The organism is Pseudomonas sp. o96-267 (assembly GCF_003935465.1).
Classification (GTDB): Bacteria; Pseudomonadota; Gammaproteobacteria; order Pseudomonadales; family Pseudomonadaceae; genus Aquipseudomonas; species Aquipseudomonas sediminis.
In genome coordinates this window covers 136,191-161,456 of sequence record NZ_RHQP01000003.1, presented here as the reverse complement: position 1 = coordinate 161,456, position 25,266 = coordinate 136,191, and the positions used below count along the sequence as shown (strand labels likewise).

Here is a 25,266-nt window from a genome sequence, read left to right as displayed (position 1 = left end):
CCCATGTTTTGCGGAAACTTCCGCCCGCTATAAGGATTGCCAATGTCCAAGCGTAGCCTCGATGCTTTGCGCCTTGCCCCCGACTCACTGACCCGCCCCTTCGCCCCCGAGCAATTCAACTTCAGCAGTACCGATGACCTCGAACCCTTCCGCGGCGTACTGGGCCAGGCTCGCGCGGTCGAAGCCCTGCAGTTCGGCGTGGCCATGCCGCGCCCTGGCTACAACGTGTTCGTCATGGGTGAGCCCGGTACCGGACGCTTCTCCTTCGTCCAGCGTTACCTCAAGGCAGAAGCCAAGCGCATGGAGACGCCGGCCGACCGGGTTTACGTCAACCACTTCGACGAACCGCGCGAGCCGCGTGCGCTGGAGTTGCCAGCCGGTACCGCAAGCGATTTCATCGCCGACATCAACCTGCTGATTGACAACCTGCTGGCCACCTTCCCGGCGGTGTTCGAAACCCCGACTTACCAGCAGAAGAAAAGCGCCATCGATCGTGGCTTCAACAAGCGCTACGACCAGGCGCTGGACGTGATCGAGCGGCTGTCGCTGGAGAAGGGCGTGGCCCTGTACCGCGACAGCACCAATATCGCCTTCACCCCAATGGCCGAAGGCAAGGCGCTGGACGAAGCCGAGTTCGCGCAACTGCCCGAAGCCGAGCGCGAGCGCTTTCACGCCGATATCGCCGCGCTGGAAGAGCGCCTCAACGAGGAGCTGGCCAGCCTGCCGCAGTGGAAGCGTGAGTCGAGCAACCTGCTGCGTCAGCTCAATGAAGAAACCATTACCGTTGCCCTGCAGCCGCTGCTGGCACCGTTGTCGGAGAAATACGCGGAAAACGCCGATGTCTGCGCCTATCTCCAGGCCATGCAGGTCAACCTGCTGAAAACCGCCGTCGAGCAACTGGTGGATGTCGACAAGGCCGACCCGCAACTGCGCAAGCTGCTGGAGGAAATGTACTGCCCGAGCCTGGTGGTTGGTCACCATGCCAACGGCGGTGCGCCGGTCGTGTTCGAGTCGCACCCGACCTACGACAATCTGTTTGGCCGTATCGAATACAGCTCCGATCAGGGCGCGCTGTACACCAGCTACCGGCAACTGCGCCCCGGCGCGCTGCACCGCGCCAACGGCGGCTATCTGGTGGTCGAGGCAGAAAAAATGCTGGGTGAGCCCTTCGTCTGGGAAGCGCTGAAGCGTGCCCTGCATTCGCGCCAGTTGAAGATGGAGTCGCCGCTGGGTGATCTCGGCCGCATCGCCACCGTCACGCTCAACCCGCAGGTCATCCCGCTGCAACTGAAGGTCATCATCATCGGCTCGCGTCAGCTCTATTACGCGCTGCAGGATGCCGATCCCGACTTTCAGGAGATGTTTCGCGTCCTGGTCGACTTCGACGAGGACATCCCGCTCGCCGAGGAAAGCCTGGAGCAGTTCGCGCAATTGATGAAGACGCGCACCTCGGAAGAAGGTATGGCGCCGCTGACTGGTGCTGCCGTGGCGCGTCTGGCTACCTACAGCGCACGCCTGGCTGAACATCAGGGGCGTCTGTCGGCGCGTATTGGCGATTTGTTCCAGTTGGTCAGCGAGGCTGACTTCATTCGCCAACTCGCCGGAGAAGGCCTCACCGATGTCGGTCACATAGAGCGCGCACTCAAGGCCAAGGCCACCCGCACCGGGCGCGTGTCGGCGCGAATCATCGACGACATGCTGGCCGGCATCATTCTGATCGACACCACGGGCGCGGCGGTGGGCAAGTGCAACGGTCTGACCGTGCTGGAAGTCGGCGACTCGGCTTTTGGCGTGCCAGCGCGGATTTCCGCCACGGTCTATCCCGGCGGCAGTGGCATCGTCGATATCGAGCGTGAGGTCAGTCTGGGTCAGTCCATCCACTCCAAGGGCGTGATGATCCTCACCGGCTTCCTCGGCAGCCGCTACGCACAGGAATTCCCGCTGGAGATTTCCGCAAGCATCGCCCTGGAGCAGTCCTACGGTTACGTCGACGGCGACAGCGCGTCACTCGGTGAGGTCTGCACGTTGATCTCGGCGTTGTCGCGCACGCCGCTCAAGCAGTGCTTCGCCATCACTGGCTCGATCAACCAGTTTGGTGAAGTGCAGGCGGTCGGCGGCGTCAACGAGAAGATCGAAGGCTTCTTCCGTCTGTGCGAGGCGCGTGGCCTGACCGGCGAGCAGGGGGTGATCATCCCGCACTCCAACGTCGCCAACCTGATGCTTGACGAGCGCGTGCTGCAGGCCGTGCGAGAAGGCCAGTTCAACGTCTACGCCGTGCGTCATGTCGACGAGGCCCTGAGCCTGCTGGTCGGCGAGGCGGCTGGTCACCCGGATGAAAAGGGGCGCTTTCCCAAAGGCAGCGTCAACGCTCGGGTGGTCGAACGTTTGCGCGATATCGCCGAGATCGGGCTGGAGGAAGAGATCAAGCCGGCTGACGCGGACAAGGCGAAGGCCGAAGCCGAGGCGGCTGCGGTGAAACCGGCCAAGGCGCCGCGGCGCAAGAAGGGAGAGGGTGAAGGCACTGTGGGCTGAGCAAATATTGCACGATTGTCACGGATCGCCCGGGGCAGGTGCATCTTGATTGTTGCTCACTACTCATGCACAGAGTTATCCACAGATTGCGTGGATAACTTTGGCCTTCACAGTGCGGCTGCTCGGGGTGTAGGCTGAAGCCTGGATTCTGCGAGGGTCGCCGCCATGTCGCGCAGCCTCTGCCTCACCCGTCAATGCCTGGGCCTGGTCACTCGCATCGAATGCGTGATCAGGCCACTGGCAGGAGACAACGGACGTTGGACACTGCTTTGCGCCGCCGGTATGTCGGGGGCGCAGCCTTCCGCGATCAAGGCGCAAGGCCCGTTCTATGGGCCTTCCGTCGCCGAGGATGCCCTGGCGGCGATTGCCGAGAGCCTGGCTCTGCAGGGCTACGTCGAATGCTCTGAAGCGCCGATCTGGCGTCTGCACCTGCAGGCCGAGTTACGCCGGGTCAATGGTGAGCGGCACAGCGCTGCCGGGCCCTTCCAGCGCCATCCTGAAACCGACGGACAGAGCTGAAGCGCCCGAATCATGGCGCGTTCGGGCAATCCGGGCGTTGCCGCCGGGCTGGGGTTATCCACAGTGCTCAGGCACCTTCTTTTGGTGCAATGCGATGGGTATACTCGCCGCGATTTTCCCCTCCTTCAGTGAGCCCTCCATGGAACGCTTCATCGAAAACACCATGTACGCATCGCGCTGGTTGCTGGCGCCGATCTATTTCGGTCTTTCTCTCGCCGTGCTCGCCTTGTCGGTCAAGTTCTTCCAAGAGCTTTATCACATCCTGCCGCAGATCTTTTCCCTGGCCGAAGCCGACGTGATCCTCAAGCTCCTGTCGCTGATCGACATGGCGCTGGTCGGTGGGCTGTTGGTGATGGTAATGCTGTCCGGCTACGAGAACTTCGTTTCACGCCTGGATATTCACGAAGGCACCGAGAAGCTGAGCTGGCTCGGCAAGATGGACTCCAGCTCGCTGAAGATGAAAGTGGCGGCGTCCATCGTGGCGATTTCCTCCATCCACCTGCTGAAAGTGTTCATGGACGCGAAGAATTACGATCTGGAGTACCTGAAATGGTACGTGATCATTCACCTGACGTTCGTTGGTTCTGCCTTCGCCATGGGCTATCTGGACAAGGTCACCAAGCACGACTGATCCGAAGCCGCCTCGCAACCGCCCGTCCGAACGTGACGGGCGTTTTGCTTTATGGGCTTGAGCTTTTTCTTTGTTGTACAAGAATTGTTTTTGTATAAGTTCTTGTATAGTTAAGGTCGGAGGCAAGCCTGATGAACCTGAATGATCTGTCCACCCACGCCCACGCCGGGCGCATCGATGAACTGAACCTGATCTCGCTCGAAGGCGGCATTTATCTGCTTGAAGCGCGGATGGACGGGCGGGCGCACCCGATCATCAATGAACAGGGCAACACGCTCAACCTGCGCTCGGTGGAGCACGCGCGCGATGTGCTGCAGGAAATACCGGCGCTGCCGTTTTTCCTGGTGCACAGCTCGGTCCATGATGAAATGTGCGGTATGCCGTCGGCTGACAACAGCCTGCGTGTGCCTCTCGCTTTCCGCTCCAACTGGTGACTGCAGCCTTTGCACCGGCCGCGACGTTGCAGGGCAGGGCTCTGGCCGTCGTGGAGGTGAAGACCACAGGCGTGCATCCGGCACGTGATGCCATCTGGGAGCTGGCGATCATTCAGGTCGATGTCGACGGTACTGTCGAAGCGCGCCTGCACTGGCTGTTCGAGCCTGCCGTGGCCGTACCCCCGCCGTTGCTCAGCCTGGCAGGCCTGCATCCGTTGGAGTTGCGTGGCCAGCCGCGTATCGAATGCGAGGCGCAAGCCATTGCCGAGGCCATTCGTGGCCGCGTGTTGGTGGGCCACAACCTGCGCTTCAGCCTGGCGTTCCTGCGCCGCGTGCTGCCCGAGTGGAAGCGCCTGCGCCCACCCCAGCTGTGCACACTGCGCCTGGCCAGAGCGGCACTGCCAGAGCTGGCGAGCGGCGGTTTCGATGCACTCTGTACGCATTTCGGCATCGCGCGTTTTTTCCGCGATCGTGCAGTGCCGGATGCCGAGGCCGCCCTGGCCTTGGCCCGGCAGCTGTTGACGCGGGTGGCGCCGTCGGCGCTGGGCAGTCAACTGCGTAGCGCTGCACGTCCGCCCCTGCTGGCGGTAGAGCGTTTCGCCCGGTTGCCGGAGCGGCCTGGCGTGTATTACTTCCTGGGTGATGGCGGGGCGCAGCTTTACGTGGGCAAGAGCCGTAATTTGCGCCGCCGGGTGATGTCGCATTTTCAGAACGATCACCGCGACCGTCGTAGCCTGCAGATGGTGCAGCAGATTCGCGACGTGCAGCTGGCAGTCACTGCCGGTGAACTGGGCGCGCTGCTGCTCGAGTCTGCCGAGATCAAGCGCCTGCAACCCTTGTACAACCGTCGTCTGCGCAAGCAGCGCGAGCTGCTGACCTGGGCGCTGGCGGGCGAGCCTGGTGAGCTGCACATCGAACTGCTGCAGCACCATGCATTGAGGTCCGGGCTCAGGCATGTTGGGCTGTTCCGCTCGCGTCATCAGGCGCGTCAGTGGCTACTGGAGCAGGTGCGCGAGCGGCGTCTGTGTCTGCGCGTGCTGGGGTTGGAGGACGGCGAGGGTGCCTGCTTCGCCTATCAACTGGGGCGCTGCGCGGGCGCCTGCTGTGGTGAGGAACCGCGCTCGGCCCATGACAGGCGGCTGCTTGCCGGTGCCGAGCGCCTGCAGACCCAGGCCTGGCCCTGGAGCGGGCCGGTCGCGCTGGTCGAGCGCGACGAGCAGCACGGCCTCACTCAGTGGCACGTGCTCGATCAATGGCGTCATCTCGGTACGGTCGACCAGCTCGATCATGCCCAGCCGCTGCTGGCCGCGCGTCGTGGCGGTTTCAATCTCGATACCTATCACATCCTGATCGGCCATCTGCGCCGCCATCCGAACATGGAGATCGTGCCGCTGTGAGTGCGCGTCGTCTGATTCTGATCCTGGGTGACCAGCTTACCCACGGCCTCGGTGCATTGAAGGACATCGACCGCGAGCACGACCACGTGCTGCTGGCCGAAGTGATGGAAGAGGCCAGTCATGTGCCGCATCACCCGAAGAAGATCGCCCTGATCTTCAGCGCCATGCGCCATTTCGCCGAAGCCTTGCGTGAGCAGGGCCAGCAGGTGCATTACGTAGCCCTGGACGATCCGGACAACACGGGCTCGTTGCCGGGCGAGCTGCTGCGCTGGACGCAACGGCTCGACCCTGCCGAAGTGCATCTGACCGAGTGCGGCGACTGGCGCCTGGAGCAGGCGCTGCGTCATTGTGGCGTGCCGATCCACTGGCATCAGGACAGCCGCTTTCTCTGCAGCCGCGATGCGTTCGCTGCCTGGGCCAAGGGGCGCAAGCAGTTGCGCATGGAGTTCTTCTACCGTGAGATGCGCCGTGACAGCGGGCTGCTGCTCAACCCTGACGGCACACCGGAGGGCGGTGCCTGGAACTTCGATGCGGACAATCGCAAGGCATTGCCCAAAGACATACATCCACCCGCGCCGCTGAGTATCGAGCCGGATGCCATCACCCGTGATGTGCTGGCGCTGGTCGAGCGGCGTTTCACCAGTCATTACGGCAGCCTGGAGGGTTTCGATTATCCGGTCACCGCGGAGCAGGCCGAACGCCTCTGGCGGTATTTTCTGGCCCAGGGCCTGGCCGACTTCGGTGACTACCAGGACGCCATGGCCGATGGTGAGCCATTTCTCTTCCACTCGCGCATTAGCGCTGCGCTGAACATCGGCTTGCTCGATCTGCGGCGGATCTGCGCCGAGGTCGAGGCCGCCTATCGTGCCGGCGACGTGCCGCTGAATGCCGCCGAAGGTTTCATCCGCCAGTTGATCGGCTGGCGCGAATACGTGCGCGGCATCTACTGGCTACGTATGCCGGAGTACGCCGAGGGCAATCGCTTTGGCAACTCACGAGCGCTGCCCGAGTTCTACTGGACCGGCAAGACGCGGATGAACTGCATGCGTCAGGCCATCGGCCAGACCTTGGAGCATGCCTACGCGCACCATATCCAGCGGCTGATGGTTACCGGCAACTTCGCCTTGCTCGCCGGCATCGCGCCCAAAGCCATCTGCGACTGGTACCTGGCCGTGTACATAGACGCCTTCGACTGGGTGGAACTGCCCAACACCCTGGGCATGGTGATGCATGCCGACGGTGGCTACCTCGGCTCCAAGCCTTATTGCGCCAGTGGTCAGTACATCAAGCGCATGTCCAACCATTGCCAAGGCTGCAGCTACAAGGTGAGCGAGAGCACCGGCGAATCGGCCTGCCCGTTCAACGCGCTGTACTGGCATTTTCTGATGCGCCACCGCGAGCCCCTGGAGCGTAACCCGCGCATTGGCATGGTTTACCGCAACCTGGCGCGCATGACCGAGGCCAAGCAACAGGCGCTGTGGGATTGGGGCGAGCGCCTGCTGGCCAAGCTCGATGCCGGGGAGATGCTGTGAAGAAAAGCGAGTTGCCGGTGAAGACCTGCGCGGTCTGCGGCCTGCCGTTCAGCTGGCGCAAGAAGTGGGCGCGCTGCTGGGACGAAGTGCGCTACTGCTCAGAGCGCTGTCGGCGTTCGCGCTGAGCGGGTGCCCGGAGTCGGCTCCGGGCACCCGCTGCGAAGGCTCAGACCTGAAAGCGCGCGACCATGCCCTGCATGTTGGCGGCCAGGCTCGACAGCGCGCGGCTGGCGGTGCTGGTTTGTTCCGAACCAGCCGAGTTCTGCAGCGACAGGTCGCGAATGTTGATCAGGTTGCGATCCACTTCACGGGCGACGTGGGCCTGCTGTTCGGTGGCGCTGGCGATCACCAGGTTGCGGTCGCCGATCTCGGCAATCGATTGAATGATCTGATCCAGTGCGACTCCCGCGCCCTCGGCGATGTCCAGCGTCTGCTTGGCTAGCCCGTTGCTCGACTCCATGGCGCGCACCGCCTGTTCGGTGTCACCTTGAACGGTGCTGATCATGGTCTCGATCTCGCGGGTGGATTGCCCGGTCTTGTGCGCCAGGGCGCGCACTTCATCGGCAACCACGGCAAAACCGCGACCTGCTTCGCCTGCACGTGCAGCCTCGATGGCGGCGTTGAGGGCAAGCAGGTTGGTCTGTTCGGCGATGCTGCGAATCACGTCGAGTACCTGGCTGATGCCACGGATCTTGCCGGCCAGTTGGCCGAAGTTGCTCGAGGTCGAATCGACATCGGCGGCCAGCTGGTTGATCGATGACAACGTCTGGGTGATGCGCTCGCTGCCCTGGCGGGCAATGCGCCCGGATTCGCTGGAGCTTTCCGAGGCACTGGCGGCGTTACGCGCCACCTCATCCACGGCGCTGCTCATTTCGGTGACGGCGGTGGCGGCCTGGTCGATCTCCAGGCTTTGCTGATGCAGGTTACGCGCGGTGCCATCAGTGACGGCACTCAGTTGTTCAGCGGCCGATGCCAGTTGATTGGAGGCGTCGGCGATCTGTTCGATGGTGCCGCGCAGATTGCCCTGCATGCTCTTGAGCGCCTGCAACAACTTGGCCGGCTCGTCATTGCCCTGGGTGTCGATGTTCAGGGTCAGATTGCCGCTGGCCACCGAGTCCGCCACCTGTACCGCGTCAGCCAATGGCTTGACGATGCTGCGAGTCAGCAGCGCGGCGAGTATCACCGTGGCAATGGCCGACAAGGCCATGACCAGCAACGTGCCGCGTGTGGCCTGGGTGTAAACGGCATTGGCAGCTTTGGCTGCTTCCGAGGCGCCTTCGCGGTTATGCGTGATCAGCTCGTTGAGCGCTTTGGTCATCGCATCGGCTTGTGGGTTAAGGCTCGTGTAAAGGAGTGCCATGGCCGCTGTGCGATCATTGCTGCGCAGATGCTCGGTGAGCTGCGCGCGAGTGGCCAGGTACGTACTTTCGTAACGTTTGAAGTCGTCGTAGTGCGCGCGCTCTTCCGTGGAGCTGATCAGACCCTCGTAGCGTTGTTGCATCTGTGCAAGGTCATCGAGCAGTGTCTGTGCCTGGGTCGTGCTCTCCCGAAGTTGCGTGGCGTCTTCACTGAGTAGCATGCGCAACGTGGCTGAGCGTAGGCGCAAAATGTCTTGAGATACGTCGCCAAGGGTATTGATGCTGGGTATCCAGTTGTCGTCTACCTCATTAGAGCGGTCATGCATGCTGCTCATCTGCAGCAGCGAGAAGCCGCCGAGGACGAGAACCAGCAATGCGATCAAGCCAAATCCTATTGCAGCACGAGGGGCTATGGAGATGGATCTGAAGTTCATGGTGGCAGTACTCAAAGATTTAAGAGATGACTAGCGGGCTGAGGCGTTACATGTCGTTATCAAGGTCCATCAGTCTCCTTGCGGGCAATCGCTGAGGTCGTGCTGGAGGGTCTCGATCTGCTCATAGAGGCTCTCCACCAGCGAGACCAACTCTGGGTCGAAATGCTTGCCGGACTGTTCACGAATAAACGCCTGGGCTTTTTCGATGGGCCAGGGCGCCTTGTATGGGCGTGGCATGCGCAAAGCGTCGTAGACGTCGCAGATGGCGACGATGCGTCCGGACAGAGGAATCTGTTCGCCACGCAGCCCACTCGGGTAGCCGCTGCCATCCCATTTCTCGTGGTGGGTCAGGGCGATTTCTGCCGCCAGCGTGGTCAGCTCAGAGGCGTGCTGGTCGGTCAGAATGGCGTGGCCGATGGCGGGGTGCTCCTGCATCTGCCGGCGTTCATCATCGGTCAGAGCGCCGGGTTTGAGCAGGATATGGTCGGCGATGCCGATCTTGCCGACATCGTGCATCGGCGCCGCCTGACGAATCAGCTCGACCCAGTCGGCGCTCATGCCATAGGCCTTGGCAATCAACGCGGCTGACTCACCGATACGCACGATATGGTTGCCAGTCTCACTGTCTCTGTAGGCCGATGCTCGGCACAGCGTGCGTACCAACGCCGAGTAGCTCTGGCTCAATTGTGCAGTGCGCTCGCGCACGCGTTGTTCCAGGGTCGTGTTGGCTTCGTACAGGGCCAGGCTGGCCTGGCTCAGTTGCAGGTTGCTGCGCACTCGCAGGATCACCTCGGGCAGGTCGACGGGTTTGCTCAGATAATCGTTGGCGCCCAGTTCCAGGCCGGTGCGGCGGCTGGCCGCGTCGTTCAGCGCGGTAATGATGATGATCGGGTTGCTGCTGCGATCACGGTCGGCCAGCGCGCGGAGAATGTCGAAGCCGTTCGGCGCCGGCATGTCCAGATCGAGCAGCAGCAGGCTCCAGGGGTTGTGCTGCAACCAGTCCAGCGCGGCGGCCGAATCGGAGAAACTGATGGTGTCGCGCAGGCCAAAGGCCCGGAGGCTGGACTCCAGCAGGCGACTGTTGGCGATCACATCATCGACGATGACCACGCGTGATTGTCGAAAGTCCTTAGACAGCATCGTTAGCCTCCTTACCGGTCAGGTCGCAGACCAGTTGGTGTAGTTCATCAGGATCGATGGGCACGCCGAGCAAGGCGCTGGCACCCAGGCCGACCAGTTCCTGCAGCTGATCTTCACGGCTCAGCAGAATCACCGGCAGGTCCGCCAGCTCGGCGCTCTGGTGCAGGGCGCGGAGCAGGTCGCGGCCGTCCAGGCCATTCAGCTCGACGCTGAGCAGCAGCAGATCAGGACGTCTGCTGTGCAGCGCCGCCAGCAGCTGCTGGCCATCCTCGAACTGCTGCAGATCGATATCGGCCAGCGCCTGGCTGACGATTTCACGGTTCGTGCGGTCGAGGTCGCCGTGATAGACACATGCCTGGTGCGACGTCGATTCAACTGCTTCAGCTTGTACCGGGGTGACGTGGCGCGGCAGGTCGATCCAGAACTGGCTGCCCTTGTTCGGCTCGCTGTGCAGGCCCATCTCGCCATTCATCAGCGCTGCATATTCCTTGCACAACGATAGGCCAATTCCGGTGCCCTGGATGGCGCCGTTCTCCTGGCCCAGGCGCTGAAAGGGTTCGAACAGCAGCGGTTGCAACTCACTGGCGATACCCATGCCGGTGTCGCTGACCATCAGCCGTACACGGTCATCATGTTCGGTGCAGCTCAGGCTGATACTGCCGGACGGGGTGTACTTGATGGCGTTGGACAGCAGGTTGAGCAGCACCTGGCGCAAGCGCCGCTGGTCCGCCAGTACCGGCACGGCTGTTTCCGGCAGCGTCAGCTTGAGTTCCAGGCCATGGGCTTCGACTTCCGGTGCGACCAGGTCGGCGCACTCGTTCATCAGGGCGACGGCGTCGACCTTGGTCATGTCCAGGCGTGGCTGGTCGCTCTGCAGGCTCGACCAGTCGAGGATATCGCCCACCAACTGGTTGAGGTGGCGGCTGGCGAGCAGGATTTCTTCCAGGTAGTCGGTGTCCTGCTTGTCCGGTTGAGCCTGTTGCATGCGCATCAATTGCGCGAAGCCCTGGATGGCGTTGAGCGGGGTGCGCAGCTCATGGCTCATGCTGGAGATGAACTGGCTCTTGACACGACTGGCTTCCTGGGCTTCGTGGCTGGCGCGCTGAAGCTGGGTGGCGCTGCGCTCCAGGCGCTGCCCCATGGATTCGACATCATCGATGATCGCCTCGAGTTCGGCGATGGTGGTCGCCGGGCGCTTGGGCTTCCAGTTGCCCTGGCCGATTTCGCGAAGCATGGCAACGATGCCGCCGATGGGTTTGCGCAGGCGCTCGGTCAGTTCACGGGCACGGCCCCACATGAAGGCGAAGAACACCAGGTAGAACAACACCAGGCCGGCGATCAGCAGGTAGCCGATGTTGCGGTAGTGGCTGGCCAGTTCGTTGGTCTGGCTGAATACCTCGGACTCATCGACCACGGTGAGCAGATGCCAGTCGGTAGCCGGAATCGTGGCCCAGGCGATCAGGTACGGACGGCCATTCAGAGGCATGGACAACACGCCACTGTCACGCTGCGCGATGGCTTTGGCGAGATCGACGGTGTCGGTGCGTTTGCGGAGATTGAAATCCTCGGGCTTGAACAGCTCCGAACTGATCGCTTCGTCGTAGGAGTGAGTGGTCAGTTCATCCAGGCCGAAGTCGTCTTCTCCTGCCGGTGGCAGCGCCATGATGTTCATCTCATCGCTGATGATCATGGCGTAGCCGTCCCAGGGCACATTGAGGCTCTGAATGTGTTCGAGCAGCTTGCCGACGGTGATGTCCAGGCCCGCCACACCTTCGAGAAAGTCCCCACGCAGCACGGGGGCAACGGCAGAAAGCATCCAGCCCTGGCCAGCCGGGTCGAGGTAGACGTCGGTCCAGGCGACCTTGCGTTCGGGGTTGTGCTTGGCGTCTGCCAGGTAATAGAAGTTGTAGTCCGGTATCACCATGTCGTGGGGATACTGCGAAGGTGTGTCGAACCAGGGAAAGATGTGGTTGTAGCTGTCCCAGCTGTTGAAATAGGTGCTGGCTACCAGTGGGTTTTGCCGCACGGTTTCGCGCATCAGCGGATCGAGACGGGTCAGGCGCGCCACCTTGTACAGATCCTGTTTGTCCAGTGGCGTGGCATTGGAGTAGAAGGACGCCGCGCCACCCTCATCGCTCGGGCTGTAGCGCACGCCGCTGGCAGTCGTCGCCAGGGTTGCCGGGGCGATGGGCTGACGGTCGTTGAGGGTCTGCTGGGTAAGGGCTGCGTAGGTGCTGGTAAGGCGAGCGATATGACCGAGTTCGCTCTCGATCAGATGCGCCTCCTGGCTCGCTGCGGCCTGCAGGTCATTGAGGGCGGCCTCACGCAGGTGTGATATCTGCGCGTCACGGATGGACACATTGGTGAACAGGTAGACGCTGATCAGGACAGTCTCGACCAGGATCAGCGGAATCAATGCAGTTTGTACGAAGGCGCGCCATATCCATGTCCGAAGACTGACTCGAGAGCAGTTTTGCATGACGCACGCTCCTGCGTGATGTAAGGGCGAACAGTGTGATGTCAATATGATATCCTGCTTTCCTTAAGGGTGGCTTAGCTAAAGGTAGTAGTAATTGCTGCAGGTCAAGGGAGCCGTGGCTGCCTTGAGCCGGCAGATCAATGGCGGGGGGGGGGGGCGTGCGGTTCTATGCTAGGCTGGCCGACCTTTTTTTGATACCCCAAGCGGAGCCCTTCATGTCCGAATTCAACTTCAGCCCCGACCTGTCCTCCGATGAAGGCCGCGTCAGTTACGGCATCGGTCGTCAACTCGGTGGTCAGCTGCGTGACAACCCGCCGCCCGGGGTCGATCTGAACGCCATTCTCGCCGGTCTGACCGACGCCTTCACCGGCCAGGCCAGCCGCGTGTCCGAGGCCGAGCTGGGCGCCAGCTTCAAGGTCATCCGCGAAATCATGCAGGCCGAAGCGGCCGCCAAGGCGGAAGCCGCTGCCGGTGAAGGCCGTGCCTACCTGGCCGAGAACGCCAAGCGTGAGGGCGTGACCGTACTGGCTTCCGGCCTGCAGTACGAAGTGCTGGTAGCCGGCGAGGGCGCCAAGCCGTCTGCCGAAGACCAGGTACGTACTCACTACCATGGCACCCTGATCGACGGCACCGTGTTCGACAGCTCCTACGAGCGCGGCCAGCCGGCTGAATTCCCGGTCGGTGGTGTGATTCCGGGTTGGGTCGAGGCGCTGCAACTGATGGGCACCGGCAGCAAATGGCGCCTGCACGTACCGAGCGAGCTGGCCTACGGAGCTCAGGGCGTTGGCAGCATTCCGCCGCACAGTGTGCTGGTATTCGATGTCGAGCTGCTCGACATCCTGTAAGTGAAATCGGCAGGCGCGTGTCGGGTGGACAAGGCTCTTTTGTCCACCATCGCGACCACGGTGGACGGGTGAAGCGTCGTCCACCCTAGGCTACGTACGAACGGCCCTTCTGCATCGCACAAGGGCCGTTTTGTCTTTCAGGATGGGCGCAATGCCCGGGCGTAGCAGTACAGAAACAGGCTGCGCACCAGTTCCTTGAGGACGATGGGTTCGCTGGAGCTGAGCTCGTGTAAATCCAGGTCGCCCTGATCACGCAGTTCGTCCAGGGCTTCTTCTTCGAGCATGGCGCAGACTTCACCGGTTTCACGGTTGAGGATGCGCAGATAGGGATGCGGGCGGTCCAGCCAGGCATCGATCAGGTAGGTCATGGCAGTCTCCTTGGCCGTCATTACGTAACTGAGAATAATTCCTATTACATAAATAGCAAGGGTTAATTGCTGCCTTTTGTCGTTTGCCTGTTTTCAGCAGGTGGAGCGGACAGGGCGAAGCCTTGCCTGCCTTCCGCGCAGGCGAGTTGGAGGGGCGCAGCATGCTGTTGATCCCGCGCCTCGCTACTCACTCTGCGCGCAGGCGGTAGATGCTGGAGGCGGAGACGCGTGCCATGCCGGTTCGCAGATCGGGTCAGGAGCCCAGGCGGCGAGTCACTTCGCCCAGTTGCCCGGACATGTCATGCAGGTTGCGGCTGGCTTTCTGCGTACGTTCGACGTTGTCCTGGTTGGCGCTGGCGATGGCGGTCAGCTCGGTAAGGTTGCGCGAGATATCCTCGGCCACCGAGGTTTGCTCTTCGGCGGCGGTGGCGATCTGCTGGTTCATGTCGCGGATGGCTTCCACGGCCTCGGTGATGCGCTGCAGCATGGCACCGGCCTCGGTGACCTGGGTCACGCCCTGTTCGCTGCGCTGTTGACCGCTCTCGATGGCGCGCACGGCATTCAGCGCACCGCTCTGCACGGTGTCGATGATCTGGTTGATCTCTGCGGTGGACTCGGCGGTGCGCTGGGCGAGGTGGCGCACCTCGTCGGCGACCACGGCGAAACCGCGGCCTTGTTCGCCGGCGCAGGCGGCTTCGATGGCGGCATTAAGGGCCAGCAGGTTGGTCTGTTCGGCGATGCCACGGATCACTTCCAGCACCTTGCCGATGCGCCCGCTGTCGCTTTCCAGGCGGCGAATCACTTCGGCGGTATTGGCGATCTCGCCGCGGATGTCGGTGATGGTGGCGATGGTCGATTGCATCACCGTGCTGCCCTGGCGTGCCGAGTCGTCGGCATCGTTGGCCGCATGCGCGGCGTCGGCGGCGTGGCGCGCGACTTCCTGCGCCGTGGCGGACATCTCATGCATGGCCGTGGCGGACATCTCATGCATGGCCGTGGCGACCTGATCGGTGCGCTCGAACTGCTCGCTGACGCCCTCGGTCATGCGTGAGGCGATGGCGTTCAGCTCGCTGCTGGCGCTGTCGAGGTTCTGCGTACTGTGGTGCAGGCGCTCGCTGGTGCTGGCAAGAAAGTCGCGCAGGGTGTTCGCGGCGCGCGCCAGCAGGCCCAGTTCATCTTGCCGGGTGCTTTCCACGCGTTGGCCGAAACGGCCTTGGCTGAGTTGGTCGACATGGCCGATCAGTTGGCGGATGGGGATGATCAGATTGCGATTGACCAGCCACAGGCTGAATACGGCGATGACCAAAGCTGCGGCCAGCATCACGACTGTGCCGCTGAGAATGGTGCGCGCGGCGCTGGCGTTGATCTGCTCGGCCTGGCTCAGGCTGTTCTGGCGTAACTGCTCGACCAGTGCAGTCATCTGCTCACTGGCGGCGCGGTCGATGCCTTTGACGGCTTCATCGCCGGCTCTGGCATCGGCTCCGGCGGCCACGAAGGCGTCGCGGCCCTTGCGGTAATTGCCACCAAGCGCCTGATGTTCGCTACGCAGGCGCTCGACCTGCGTCTTCAACGCCGGGTCGGCAGCGGCGACCAGGGTCAACTGGCCGAGAATATCCTGCACCTTGCGCTCCTGCGCTTCGAACTGGCTCCAGTAGCGTTGCAGGTTGGCGCTGTCCTGGCCGCGCAGTAGGACGTTCTTCCATTCCTGCACCTGAATCTTGAATTCGACGTTGGCCGCGTCGATCAGGCGCGAAGATTCCAGCGGCCCATCGAGCAGGCCACGGTAGGACTGAATGCCGCTGGAGAGAAAGCTGAAGCAGGCCAGGGCGGTGATCAGGATCAGTTCCAGACTGCCGCCGAGCAGGGCGAGAATCTGCGCGCGCAGGGATTTTTGCAGGAACATGATGGGATGCCTCGGAGGTCAGGCGCAGCGGGACATGTTCAGCGTAGTTGGTGAATGTTGCAGATTTGTGAAATGTCTAGATGGGTCGTCGCAATGCCGGATCAGCCAGGGAACAGCAGATGATTTCGATGCTTGAATGATTGCGCAATCATCTTAATCTGACTCGGGTTGTCCATTTTTGGCGACCCATCGGGGCGCCGACTTTCATCACGAGGAAGAGTCATGACCGATAACTCCAGCCCACGCGCCGATGATGACCGCATCACCTGGCTCAGTCTGCGCTCGGTAGCGCTGCCGCTGGCCAACCCGATCAGCGATGCCAAGGTGCTCACCGGCCGGCAGAAGCCGATGACCGAGATTGCCATCCTGATCGCCGAGATCGAAACCCGCGATGGTCATCGTGGCCTCGGGTTCAGTTACTCCAAGCGTGCTGGAGGCCCGGGCCAGTTCGCCCATGCCCTGGAAGTGGCGCCGAACCTGATCGGCGAGAACCCCAGTGATATCGCCAAGCTGTGGGACAAGCTGTGCTGGGCCGGCGCGTCGGTCGGTCGCAGCGGCCTGGCGAGCCAGGCCATCGGCGCCTTCGACGTCGCTCTGTGGGATCTCAAGGCGCGCCGCAGCGGCCTGTCGCTGGCACGTTTGCTCGGTAGCCATCGTGATTCGGTGCGCTGCTACAACACCTCCGGCGGCTTCTTGCATACACCGCTCGATCAGTTGCTGAAGAACACCGATATCTCCCGCGAGAAGGGCATTGGCGGCATCAAACTCAAGGTCGGTCAACCTGACTGGGCGCTGGATATCCACCGCGTCAGCACGGTGCGTGAACATCTGGGTGAGAGCTTCCCGCTGATGGTCGATGCCAACCAGCAATGGGACCGCCCGACTGCGCGGCGCATGTGCCGTCGTCTGGAGCCCTTCGACCTGATCTGGATCGAGGAGCCGTTGGACTGCTACGACGCCGAAGGTCATGCCGAGCTGGTGCGCCTGTTCGATACACCGATCGCCACCGGCGAGATGCTCACCAGCCCCGCCGAGCACTGGGAGTTTATTCGCCAGCGCGGCGCCGACTTCCTCATGCCCGATGCGCCGCGTGTCGGCGGTATCACCCCGTACCTGCGCGTGCAGACCCTCGCCGAGCAGGCCGGCATGACCCTGGCGCCACACTTCGCCATGGAGCTGCACGTGCACCTTGCCGCCAGCCACACGCGCGAGCCATGGGTCGAGCATTTCGAATGGCTGGAGCCGTTGTTCAACGAGCGCCTGGAGATTCGCGACGGACGCATGTTGGTGCCGACTCGTCCGGGCCTGGGTCTGAGTCTGAGCGAGCAGGTTGCCGGCTGGACGGTGCAGCAGGCAGAGGTCGGCAACCGCGCTTGAAGCGTCAGCTCTGCGGATAGATGTCGTGCGCGGCCTGGCGCACAGCTGCGATCATCGACGGTAAGGCCGGGTTGTCGTTGTCGTCGCGCCAGACCAGATGCAGCTCCCCACTTATGCCTTCGGGTAGCGGCAGCTCGCGGAAACGTACTTGCTCGAAGCGGATGGCACTGGCGCTGCGCGGCACCAGTGCCAGCCCCATGCCGGCATTGACCAGCGACAGGATGGTCAGGGTCGAGCCCAGCGCCTGAACAAACTCCGGCTGGATGCCGCTGGCGCGAAACAGGCCGGTGTGCAGTTCGTTGAAGGGCTGCCAGGCGGTATGTGCATAAAGGATGAAGGGTTGGCCATGGAGCATTTCCAGGGTCGGCCTTTCGTGCTGCGCCAGTGGATGTTCGGCGGGCGCAGCCAGCACGAAGGGTTCGCGCAGCAGGCATTCGCTGATCAGCCCAGGTTGTTGCAAGGGCGCTCGAACGATGGCCAGGTCCACACGCCGGGCGCGCAGCGCTTGCACCTGTTCGAAGGTGCTCATTTCCAGCAAGGCGATATCCACCCCGGGGCGTTCGCGCTTGGCGGTGGTGATCGCGCGCGGCAGCACGTCATACACCGCGCTGGCGACGAAGCTGATGTTGAGTGCGCCGCTTTCGCCGATGGCAGCCAGCCTGGCGCTTTGCGCTGCGCGGTGGGCCTGGTCGAGCAGCGCCTGGGCTTCGACGAAGAAGGCGCGGCCAGCTGCCGTCAACGCCACCGAGCGGGTGCTGCGGGTGAACAACGCCACGCCCAGCTGGTGTTCGAGCAGCTGGATCTGCCGGCTCAGTGGCGGCTGAGTCATGTTCAGGCGCTCGGCAGCGCGGCGGAAATTCAGCTCGGCGGCCAGGGTAGTGAAGCAGCGCAGTTGCGATAGCTCAAACACTGATTCAATCCAGGTATCAATTGAGTAGAAAACTAGATTAGACCTGGATCAATGGCGGCGTCCATCATCGCTCCACGCTTTCGCGCCCGGAGTGACGATGAGTCTCGACCTTTACACCCCTGATCCGATCACATGGATCGGCCTGCGCTCGGTGGATCTGCCACTGGCTCGGGCCGTGAGCGATGCCAAGGTGTCCACTGGTCGACAATTGCCGCTGTCGGCCGTCAGTCTGTTGTTCGTCGAGCTGCAAACCCGCCAGGGGCATACCGGGCTCGGCTTCAGCTACACCCTACGCACCGGTGGCCCGGCGCAATACGCCCATGCCCGCGAGCTGGCACCGCTGCTGCTCAACGAAGATGGTAACGATATCGCCCGCCTGTGGGGGCGGCTCAGTTGGGCCAGTGCCTCCATCGGCCGCAGTGGTCTGGCAGTGCAAAGCATCGCGGCGTTCGACACGGCGCTGTGGGATCTCAAGGCGCGGCGGGCCGGTTTGCCGCTGGCCAAGCTGCTCGGCGCCCAGCGTGACGCGGTGCCTTGCTACAACACCTCTGGCGGCTATCTGCAGGCGCCCATCGAGGAGGTCATCGACCGCGCCGGGCAGGCGCTGGCGGGCGGCATCGGTGGTATCAAGCTCAAGGTCGGGCAGCCGAATCAAACTGAGGATTTACGACGCGTGCGGGCCTTGCGTCATGCCCTCGGTGATGAAGTGGCGGTGATGGTGGACGTCAACCAGCAATGGGATCGCACCACGGCGCTGCGCATGGGGCGCGCTCTGGAAGAGCTGAACCTGACCTGGATCGAGGAGCCGCTCGATGCACACGATCTGGAGGGGCATGCGGCGTTGTCCGCGCAGTTGGTTACGCCGGTCGGCAGCGGCGAGATGCTCAGTAGCGCAGCCGAGGCGTGTGCTTACGTGGAGCGCGGCGCGGTCGACGTGATCATGCACGATGCACCTCGAGTCGGTGGTATCACGCCTTTCCTGCAGGTTGCCGAGGTGGCCAGACGGCACGGCCTGGTCATGGCGCCGCACTTCGTCATGGAACTGCATATCCACCTGGCGGCTGCCTACGAGCATGCCACCTGGGTGGAGCATTTCGAGTGGCTGGAGCCTTTGTTCAACGAGCGCCTGGAGATTCGCGACGGTTGCATGCAGGTGCCGATGCGGGCCGGGCTGGGCCTGAGTCTGAGCGAGCAGGTGGCGGGCTGGACAGTGGCGCAGGACGCCTTTGGAGTGCGGGCGTGAGAGGGGAGATGCAGGTATTCCCCTCGCCGTGTTGGCGAGGGGAACGGTGGGGTGGGTCAGGTGCGAAGTATTTCGTTGATCGCGCTGGGTTTCGGGCGCAATGCACTGAACACCTGCCAGAGCACGAACACCAATGCCAGGCCGAGGAAGGTGCCGGCAATCGGATTGGTGAAGAACTCGGCGAAGCTGCCGTCCGACAGCATCAGACCGCGACGCAGGTTGGTTTCCGCCATAGGCCCGAGGATGAAGCCGATGATGAACGGCGCCGCCGGCATACCGGCCTTGACGAAGGCGTAACCGAGCAGACCGAACAGCAGGATCGACCAGACGTCGAACAGGCGGCTGGACAGACCAAAGGCGCCGACCACGCACAGCACCAGAATGATCGGCAGCAGGATGTGCTTGGGCACGTCGAGCAGCTTGATGAACAGGCGCAGGCCGTAGAACTCCATGAACAACATCATCACCGTGGCGACGATCAGCGCGGCGAAGATGGTGTACACCAGCGGACCCTGGCTGATGAACAGCAGCGGACCGGGTTGAATGCCGTGGATCAGGAAGCCACCGAGCATGATCGCGGTGACGGTGTCGCCGGGGATGCCCAGGGTCATCAGCGGCATCATGGCGCCGCCGATACCGGCGTTGTTGGCCGTCTCGCTGGCGACCACGCCGCCGATGTTGCCCTTGCCGTAGGTGTGCCCGTCTTTCGCGCGTTTCTTGGCGATGATGTAGGACACCAGGTTCGAGGTTCCTGCGCCGATGCCTGGCAGGATACCGATGCCCAGACCGATCAGGCCGGAGCGACCGGCGTTGGGCAGTTGCTCGCGGAACTCCTTGAGCGAGAAGCCGAAGCCCTTGATGTTCTTCATGCTCACCGACTTGGCCTTGCCCTGCACGGCATGGCGGCCGGTTTCGGCGAGCTTGATGATCTCGGCTACGGCAAACATGCCGATCATTACCGTGAGCATCGAGAAGCCGCCATTGAGCTCACTGATGCCGAAGGTGAAGCGGCGCACTGCCTCGACCGGGGCGATGCCGACGGTGGATACCGCGATACCCAGCGCACCCGCGAACAGGCCCTTGACCATGGAACCGGCCGAGAGGGTGGCGATCAGGGTCAGGGAGAACACGGCGATGGCGAAGTATTCGTGCGGGCCGAAGCTCAGGGCGACCTTGGCCAGCTGCGGTGCGATGAACATCAGCGCGACGATGCTGAAGATGGTGCCCAGGAAGGAGAACACGATACCGACGCCCAGCGCCTTGACGCCGTGCCCCTGTTCCATCAGCGGGCCGCCGTCGAACACCGTGGCGATCGATGAAGGTGTTCCCGGAATCTTCAGCAGGATCGCCGAGATCAGGCCTCCGGATGTGGCGCCAATGAACAATGCGACCAGCAGCGACAGACCCGCTTGCGGGCCCATGGTGAAGGTCAGCGGCAGGCATAGCGCCACGGCCATGGTTGCCGACAGGCCGGGCACGGCGCCGAAGACGATGCCCATGGCCACGCCGACGGCCATCAGCATCATGATGTTCAGTGAAAAGACGGCACCGAAGCCTTGCTGCAGTAATTCGAGCATGGTCGATCCTCAGATGTAGTTGTTCAGCAGGCCAGCGGGCAGCAACAGATCGAAGGCCTCGCGGAACAGCAGGAAGATGAGCGCAGAGCAGGTGACGGCGACCAGCAGATAGGTCAGGTGCCTGGCTTTCTGGTTTACCGGGGTCAGCACTAGGAACTGCAGATACAGGTAAACCACGGTCATGATCGGGAAGCCCACAGGGCCGAGCAGGGCCATGTAGCCAAGGATCAGACCGAGTGTCTTGATGACGGTCTTCGGCTCGACAATTTCAACAGTTGGCTCTTCGGCCTCTGCAGGAGCCGGACTGGCGGCGGGTTCGGCAGCAGCCTTGGGTTTGGCAAAGGCGCTGACCAGTTGCATCAGGCCAAGCAGAGACAGGAATCCGGCCAGCAGTTTCGGCACCGTGGCGGCATCGACACCATCATGCCCGGGGAGCTGTTGTGCCAGTACCAGGTAGGTAAGGCTGGCGCCGAGCATGGCAATGCCGATGATCAGCTCTTTCTTGTTCAGGGTGTTCATCGTGTACCTCGGTGTTCTGAGGTGCAGCGCCGGTAAGAATCGATCGTGCCGGCGCTGCGTTATGGCTTACTTGGCCTTGCGCAGTTCATCCTTGAACTGCATGAAGTCTTCGCGGGTCTTGGCCAGAATCTGCTTGGCGTCTTCGGTGGCGAAGAACGCGACCGGTTGCTTGAATTTCTTCAGGTCTTCGGCGTAAGCAGGTTTCTCAGTGATCTGCTGCATGATGTCAGACATCTTCTTCACGATCGCCGGGTCGGTGCCTTTCGGGAAGGCCACTACGTAGGGCTTGTCCATGGTGATGTCGAGGCCTTGCTCCTTGAGGGTCGGGACCTCGCCGAGCATGGTGTTGCGTTCGTCGTTGGGCTGGCCCAGGGCGACCATTTGCCCGCCCTGCACATAGTCCTGTACGGAGCCATAGGTGATGGCGCCCATGTCCAGACGACCACCGAGCATGCCGACCACGCGATCGGATACGGTGCCACCGTCAACCATCTTCAGTTTGGCGCCGGTGAGTTTCTCCAGCATCAGGCCCTGGATGTGCGAGAAGCTGCCCATCTCGGTGCCATAGGTGATGCTGCCGGGGTTGGCTTTCGACTTGTCCACCAGGTCCTGCATGCTGGTCACGCCGGATTGCTTGGAGGCGACGAACACGGTGCTCTTGTCGACGCCGGCGATGCAGGAAACGTCGAAGGTCTCGTAGCTGTCTTCGGTCAGGCCGGCGACTTCGTTGACGATCAACTGGCCCGGGTGGGTGAAGAGGATGGTGTTGCCATCCGGCGCTGCGCCTTTGACCTGTTCGGCCGCCAGGGTACCGCCGCCGCCAGCGACGTTGGTCACTACCATGGTCTTGCCGGTGATCTCGTTAAAGTACTTGGCCATCATGCGGGCGTTGAAGTCGGTGTCGCCGCCTGGGTTGGCGATTACCACCACCTGGACGGGGCGGGTCGGCCATTTCACGTCATCGGCGAAGGTAGCGGAATGAGTGGCCAGGACACCCATGCCGACCAGGGCAGAAAGGAGGGAGGCGCGGAATGTTTTTTTCATTGGAATACTCCGGGTTGGGATAAAAGCCGCGCGAGTCACTCGCGGCCGAGGCTGGGACGTTTCGGGTCGTATTGCCAACCCGGAACCAGGTACTGCATGGCCATTGCGTCGTCACGCGCGCCGTTGGCCACCTTCTTGTAAAGTTCGTGAGCGGCCATGATCCGCTCCATGTCCGGCTCGATACCCAGGCCGGGCTTGTCCGATACCTGCACTTGGCCACCGATGATCTGCAGCGGCTCGCGGGTCAGACGTTCCTCGCCTTCCTGCCAGATCCAGTGGGTGTCGATAGCCGTGACGCGGCCGGGCACGGCCGCCGCAGCATGGGTGAACATGGCCAGGGAAATATCGAAGTGGTTGTTCGAATGCGAACCCCAGGTCAGGCCGAACTCTTCACAGACCTGACCGAGGCGCACGGCGCCTTGCATGGTCCAGAAGTGTGGGTCGGCCAGGGGAATGTCCACGGCCTCCAGGCGCAACGAGTGCCCCATCTGCCGCCAGTCGGTGGCGACCATGTTGGTGGCGGTGGGGATGCCGGTGGCGCGCTTGAACTCGGCCATGATCTCGCGACCCGAGTAGCCATTCTCCGGGCCGCAAGGGTCTTCGGCATAGGTCAGCACGTGGCCTTGTCCTTGGCACAGGGCGATGGCTTCATCCAGCGACCAGGCGCCATTGGGATCGAGGGTGACGCGGGCATCGGGGAAGCGCGCCTTGATCGCACGGATTGCTTCCATTTCCTCGGCGCCACGCATCACGCCGCCCTTCAGTTTGAAATCGTTGAAGCCGTAGCGCGCATGCGCCGCTTCGGCCAGGCGGGCGATGGCCTCCGGCGTCAGCGCGGCCTGATGGCGCAGGTGATACCAGTCATCTGCCGAGCCTTTACCTGCGAGGTAGGGCAGGTCGGTGCGCTGGCGTTCACCTATATAGAAGAGGTAGGCGAGCATCGGCACGCTGTCGCGTTGCTGGCCGCTGCCGAGCAGTTCGGCCACCGGCACGTCGAGATGCTGGCCGAGCAGATCGAGCAGGGCGGCTTCGACCGCGGTGATCACGTTGTCCAGGCGCAGGTTGATCTCGTGCGGTTGCTTGAGTACACGCGCTTCGGATTCGGACGTGACCTGATGCTGGGTGGTCTGCGGCCCTTTGGCCGTGCCGGCGATGGCCTGGCGCAGGCGATTGAGCACGTGGTTGTAACGGCCGACCGATTGGCCGATCACCAGTTCGCGGCAGCGCTCCAGCGCCTGGCGGATGCCTTCGCCACCCGGGACTTCGCCACAGCCGATGCGCCCGGCATTGTCCTTGAGCAGCACCAGGTTGCGGGTGAAGTAGGGGGCATGGGCGCCGCACAGGTTGAGCAGCATGCTGTCATGGCCGGCGACCGGAATGACCTGCATCTCGACGATCTGGGGTGTGCTGCTACGGGAGGCTTCGTACATCTTGGCTGGGGCTCCGAAACTGGTGCGGCCCTCGGCCGCAATGGCAAAGGTACGGTTCAGTCGTGCACCGGGGTCATCGTGCGATCCGCGCGGTAGCAAGTGAGAGCATGGGCAAAGACGGCAACGAGGCCTGCGCGGACTGCGCTGTTCAGGCGGCTGCTGACATCGGTGCGATGGTCGGCACGATGGCAGGGTGGGGCGGCAGTGAAGGTCTGTGACATGACCAGGGCCTCGTTTGTTTTTATTGGAATGTCATAGGTTGTCGTATGACTTGGTGAAATTAGTACCAGCCTGTTCCTGGCCTGTCAACGCTGCTCAGGGTTAATGATGATTGCGCTGCCATCTCTTCAGGCGCCATGATGGAGCCTGCTCTACGCTGAGCTTTCACGCTTACGCAGCAGTTTTGCGGGCAGGCTGGGCGAAGGCGATAAAAACTTCGACGAACGGGTAATACAAAAACTGGTGTTTTTTTTGTTGTTGTACGATAACGTATCTCTACAGCTACGGCTGACGTCATTTCCACAACTCGCTTTAACAGGGTGTTCGCATAATGAATCCACAAGAACTTAAGTCCATCCTCTCCTCCGGTCTGCTGTCTTTCCCGGTGACAGACTTCGATGCTGCCGGTGATTTCAATCAGGCTGGTTATGTGCGCCGTCTCGAGTGGCTGGCACCTTACGGTGCTTCCGCTCTGTTCGCAGCCGGCGGTACTGGCGAGTTCTTCTCCCTGGCGCCGGACGAATACAGCGCCGTGATCAAGACCGCCGTGGATACCTGCGAGAATTCCGTGCCTATCCTGGCTGGTGTTGGCGGCCCGACCCGCGTTGCCATCCAGATGGCGCAGGAAGCCGAGCGCCTGGGCGCCAAGGGCCTGCTGCTGCTGCCGCACTACCTGACCGAAGCCTCGCAGGACGGCGTTGCCGCTCACGTAGAGCAGGTGTGCAAGTCGGTGAAGATCGGCGTGGTGATCTACAACCGTAACGTCTGCCGCCTCAACGCCAACCTGCTGGAGCAACTGGCCGAGCGCTGCCCGAACCTGATCGGTTACAAGGACGGCCTGGGCGACATCGAGCTAATGGTGTCGATCCGCCGCCGCCTGGGCGAGCGCCTGACCTACCTCGGCGGCCTGCCGACCGCTGAAGTCTACGCAGCGGCCTACAAGGCACTGGGCGTACCGGTGTATTCCTCGGCCGTGTTCAACTTCATCCCGAAAACCGCCATGGACTTCTACCGCGCCATCGCCGCGGAAGATCACGCCACCGTTGGCAAACTGATCGATGATTTCTTCCTGCCGTACCTGGACATCCGCAACCGCAAGGCCGGCTATGCCGTGAGCATCGTCAAGGCAGGTGCCAAGATCGTCGGTTACGATGCCGGTCCGGTACGCGCACCGCTGACCGATCTGCTGCCGGACGAGTACGAAGCCCTGGCCAAGCTGATCGAAGCCCAAGGCGCGCAGTAATACCGAAAAGGGGCGCCCCCCCCGGGGGGCGGGGCGGGGTTGGGGGGGTAAAGGTGTGTTTTAACCGCGCCGAGGCGACACCCAAGGGGGGCACAGAGTGGGGGTAATAAACAAAAAAGCAGGCCCCGCGAG

The 25,266-nt window shown here is 62.5% G+C and carries 21 protein-coding genes; 11 read left to right on the top strand and 10 right to left on the bottom strand.

The window, feature by feature from the left end; all coding sequences use genetic code 11:
- Positions 1 to 42 precede the first annotated feature (42 nt).
- The 7 genes from EGJ86_RS03205 (at position 43) to EGJ86_RS03175 (ending at position 7,170) form a co-directional block, all read left to right on the top strand.
- Positions 43 to 2,532, top strand: coding sequence for a Lon protease family protein (locus tag EGJ86_RS03205; protein ID WP_125834026.1), 2,490 nt, complete (start codon positions 43 to 45; stop codon positions 2,530 to 2,532).
- Positions 2,533 to 2,697: 165 nt separating this feature from the next.
- Positions 2,698 to 3,051: a hypothetical protein gene (locus tag EGJ86_RS03200; protein ID WP_125834025.1), complete on the top strand. Its 354-nt coding sequence runs from the start codon at positions 2,698 to 2,700 to the stop codon at positions 3,049 to 3,051.
- Between the two features lie 139 nt (positions 3,052 to 3,190).
- On the top strand, positions 3,191 to 3,682 hold the full coding sequence (locus EGJ86_RS03195) for a TIGR00645 family protein (protein ID WP_004423362.1): 492 nt from the start codon (positions 3,191 to 3,193) through the stop codon (positions 3,680 to 3,682).
- A 131-nt stretch (positions 3,683 to 3,813) separates the two neighbouring features.
- Positions 3,814 to 4,116 carry a DUF6482 family protein gene (locus tag EGJ86_RS03190; protein ID WP_106733136.1) on the top strand — a complete coding sequence of 101 codons (303 nt, stop codon included), beginning with the start codon at positions 3,814 to 3,816 and terminating at the stop codon, positions 4,114 to 4,116.
- Positions 4,113 to 5,513, top strand: a complete 1,401-nt coding sequence (locus EGJ86_RS03185; protein WP_177432750.1) for a 3'-5' exonuclease family protein — start codon at positions 4,113 to 4,115, stop codon at positions 5,511 to 5,513. Before EGJ86_RS03190 ends, EGJ86_RS03185 begins: the two co-directional genes overlap by 4 nt.
- A complete protein-coding gene (locus tag EGJ86_RS03180; protein WP_125834024.1) occupies positions 5,510 to 7,045 on the top strand; it encodes a cryptochrome/photolyase family protein in 1,536 nt (511 codons plus the stop codon). The genes EGJ86_RS03185 and EGJ86_RS03180 overlap by 4 nt, the downstream gene beginning before the upstream one ends.
- A complete protein-coding gene (locus EGJ86_RS03175) occupies positions 7,042 to 7,170 on the top strand; it encodes a DUF2256 domain-containing protein (protein WP_021488275.1) in 129 nt (42 codons plus the stop codon). The genes EGJ86_RS03180 and EGJ86_RS03175 overlap by 4 nt, the downstream gene beginning before the upstream one ends.
- 41 nt (positions 7,171 to 7,211) lie before the next feature.
- Here the strand turns inward: EGJ86_RS03175 and EGJ86_RS03170 are convergent, their stop codons facing one another.
- The 3 genes from EGJ86_RS03170 to EGJ86_RS03160 all read right to left on the bottom strand — a co-directional run bounded on the left by EGJ86_RS03170 (position 7,212) and on the right by EGJ86_RS03160 (position 12,456).
- Complete coding sequence (locus EGJ86_RS03170) at positions 7,212 to 8,837, bottom strand: methyl-accepting chemotaxis protein (protein WP_125834023.1); 1,626 nt, start codon at positions 8,835 to 8,837, stop codon at positions 7,212 to 7,214.
- 69 nt (positions 8,838 to 8,906) lie between these two features.
- On the bottom strand, positions 8,907 to 9,977 hold the full coding sequence (locus EGJ86_RS03165) for an HD domain-containing phosphohydrolase (RefSeq protein ID WP_125834022.1): 1,071 nt from the start codon (positions 9,975 to 9,977) through the stop codon (positions 8,907 to 8,909).
- Positions 9,967 to 12,456, bottom strand: a complete 2,490-nt coding sequence (locus EGJ86_RS03160; protein ID WP_125834021.1) for an ATP-binding protein — start codon at positions 12,454 to 12,456, stop codon at positions 9,967 to 9,969. Before EGJ86_RS03160 ends, EGJ86_RS03165 begins: the two co-directional genes overlap by 11 nt.
- Before the next feature lie 215 nt (positions 12,457 to 12,671).
- On the opposite strand from EGJ86_RS03160, the gene EGJ86_RS03155 reads away from it, so the two are divergent.
- Entirely contained in the window at positions 12,672 to 13,301 is a 630-nt protein-coding gene (locus tag EGJ86_RS03155; protein ID WP_092380275.1) for an FKBP-type peptidyl-prolyl cis-trans isomerase, read from the top strand.
- A 137-nt stretch (positions 13,302 to 13,438) separates the two neighbouring features.
- Here EGJ86_RS03155 and EGJ86_RS03150 read toward each other — a convergent pair whose 3' ends face one another.
- Positions 13,439 to 13,669: a hypothetical protein gene (locus tag EGJ86_RS03150; protein WP_004423370.1), complete on the bottom strand. Its 231-nt coding sequence runs from the start codon at positions 13,667 to 13,669 to the stop codon at positions 13,439 to 13,441.
- A gap of 253 nt (positions 13,670 to 13,922) precedes the next feature.
- Complete coding sequence (locus tag EGJ86_RS03145; protein WP_125834020.1) at positions 13,923 to 15,572, bottom strand: methyl-accepting chemotaxis protein; 1,650 nt, start codon at positions 15,570 to 15,572, stop codon at positions 13,923 to 13,925.
- Positions 15,573 to 15,794: 222 nt separating this feature from the next.
- Between EGJ86_RS03145 and EGJ86_RS03140 the strand changes: the two genes are divergently transcribed.
- Positions 15,795 to 16,949 carry a mandelate racemase/muconate lactonizing enzyme family protein gene (locus EGJ86_RS03140; RefSeq protein WP_125834019.1) on the top strand — a complete coding sequence of 385 codons (1,155 nt, stop codon included), beginning with the start codon at positions 15,795 to 15,797 and terminating at the stop codon, positions 16,947 to 16,949.
- A gap of 4 nt (positions 16,950 to 16,953) precedes the next feature.
- Here EGJ86_RS03140 and EGJ86_RS03135 read toward each other — a convergent pair whose 3' ends face one another.
- Entirely contained in the window at positions 16,954 to 17,859 is a 906-nt protein-coding gene (locus EGJ86_RS03135; RefSeq protein ID WP_125834018.1) for a LysR family transcriptional regulator, read from the bottom strand.
- A gap of 97 nt (positions 17,860 to 17,956) precedes the next feature.
- Here EGJ86_RS03135 and EGJ86_RS03130 point away from each other — a divergent pair, with 97 nt between their 5' ends.
- Positions 17,957 to 19,102 carry a mandelate racemase/muconate lactonizing enzyme family protein gene (locus tag EGJ86_RS03130; RefSeq protein WP_125834017.1) on the top strand — a complete coding sequence of 382 codons (1,146 nt, stop codon included), beginning with the start codon at positions 17,957 to 17,959 and terminating at the stop codon, positions 19,100 to 19,102.
- A 56-nt stretch (positions 19,103 to 19,158) separates the two neighbouring features.
- Here EGJ86_RS03130 and EGJ86_RS03125 read toward each other — a convergent pair whose 3' ends face one another.
- The 4 genes from EGJ86_RS03125 to EGJ86_RS03110 form a co-directional block, all read right to left on the bottom strand.
- On the bottom strand, positions 19,159 to 20,679 hold the full coding sequence (locus EGJ86_RS03125) for a tripartite tricarboxylate transporter permease (RefSeq protein ID WP_125834016.1): 1,521 nt from the start codon (positions 20,677 to 20,679) through the stop codon (positions 19,159 to 19,161).
- Between the two features lie 9 nt (positions 20,680 to 20,688).
- Positions 20,689 to 21,198: a tripartite tricarboxylate transporter TctB family protein gene (locus tag EGJ86_RS03120; protein ID WP_125834015.1), complete on the bottom strand. Its 510-nt coding sequence runs from the start codon at positions 21,196 to 21,198 to the stop codon at positions 20,689 to 20,691.
- Positions 21,199 to 21,264: 66 nt separating this feature from the next.
- Complete coding sequence (locus EGJ86_RS03115) at positions 21,265 to 22,242, bottom strand: tripartite tricarboxylate transporter substrate binding protein (RefSeq protein ID WP_125834014.1); 978 nt, start codon at positions 22,240 to 22,242, stop codon at positions 21,265 to 21,267.
- Positions 22,243 to 22,277: 35 nt separating this feature from the next.
- Positions 22,278 to 23,672: an enolase C-terminal domain-like protein gene (locus tag EGJ86_RS03110; RefSeq protein ID WP_125834013.1), complete on the bottom strand. Its 1,395-nt coding sequence runs from the start codon at positions 23,670 to 23,672 to the stop codon at positions 22,278 to 22,280.
- A gap of 550 nt (positions 23,673 to 24,222) precedes the next feature.
- Between EGJ86_RS03110 and kdgD the strand changes: the two genes are divergently transcribed.
- On the top strand, positions 24,223 to 25,134 hold the full coding sequence (gene kdgD, locus EGJ86_RS03105; protein WP_106733123.1) for a 5-dehydro-4-deoxyglucarate dehydratase: 912 nt from the start codon (positions 24,223 to 24,225) through the stop codon (positions 25,132 to 25,134).
- Positions 25,135 to 25,266: the final 132 nt, after the last annotated feature.

Excerpts from the sequence above, each read along its gene's own strand:
- EGJ86_RS03205 (WP_125834026.1), top strand. The coding sequence starts at position 43 with ATGTCCAAGCGTAGCCTCGATGCTTTGCGCCTTGCCCCCGACTCACTG.
- EGJ86_RS03115 (WP_125834014.1), bottom strand. The coding sequence starts at position 22,242 with ATGAAAAAAACATTCCGCGCCTCCCTCCTTTCTGCCCTGGTCGGCATG.
- EGJ86_RS03145 (WP_125834020.1), bottom strand. The coding sequence starts at position 15,572 with ATGTTCCTGCAAAAATCCCTGCGCGCGCAGATTCTCGCCCTGCTCGGC.
- EGJ86_RS03110 (WP_125834013.1), bottom strand. The coding sequence starts at position 23,672 with ATGTACGAAGCCTCCCGTAGCAGCACACCCCAGATCGTCGAGATGCAG.
- EGJ86_RS03165 (WP_125834022.1), bottom strand. The coding sequence starts at position 9,977 with ATGCTGTCTAAGGACTTTCGACAATCACGCGTGGTCATCGTCGATGAT.
- EGJ86_RS03125 (WP_125834016.1), bottom strand. The coding sequence starts at position 20,679 with ATGCTCGAATTACTGCAGCAAGGCTTCGGTGCCGTCTTTTCACTGAAC.
- EGJ86_RS03155 (WP_092380275.1), top strand. The coding sequence starts at position 12,672 with ATGTCCGAATTCAACTTCAGCCCCGACCTGTCCTCCGATGAAGGCCGC.
- EGJ86_RS03140 (WP_125834019.1), top strand. The coding sequence starts at position 15,795 with ATGACCGATAACTCCAGCCCACGCGCCGATGATGACCGCATCACCTGG.
- EGJ86_RS03200 (WP_125834025.1), top strand. The coding sequence starts at position 2,698 with ATGTCGCGCAGCCTCTGCCTCACCCGTCAATGCCTGGGCCTGGTCACT.
- EGJ86_RS03150 (WP_004423370.1), bottom strand. The coding sequence starts at position 13,669 with ATGACCTACCTGATCGATGCCTGGCTGGACCGCCCGCATCCCTATCTG.
- EGJ86_RS03120 (WP_125834015.1), bottom strand. The coding sequence starts at position 21,198 with ATGAACACCCTGAACAAGAAAGAGCTGATCATCGGCATTGCCATGCTC.
- EGJ86_RS03130 (WP_125834017.1), top strand. The coding sequence starts at position 17,957 with ATGAGTCTCGACCTTTACACCCCTGATCCGATCACATGGATCGGCCTG.
- EGJ86_RS03195 (WP_004423362.1), top strand. The coding sequence starts at position 3,191 with ATGGAACGCTTCATCGAAAACACCATGTACGCATCGCGCTGGTTGCTG.
- kdgD (WP_106733123.1), top strand. The coding sequence starts at position 24,223 with ATGAATCCACAAGAACTTAAGTCCATCCTCTCCTCCGGTCTGCTGTCT.
- EGJ86_RS03170 (WP_125834023.1), bottom strand. The coding sequence starts at position 8,837 with ATGAACTTCAGATCCATCTCCATAGCCCCTCGTGCTGCAATAGGATTT.
- EGJ86_RS03190 (WP_106733136.1), top strand. The coding sequence starts at position 3,814 with ATGAACCTGAATGATCTGTCCACCCACGCCCACGCCGGGCGCATCGAT.
- EGJ86_RS03160 (WP_125834021.1), bottom strand. The coding sequence starts at position 12,456 with ATGCAAAACTGCTCTCGAGTCAGTCTTCGGACATGGATATGGCGCGCC.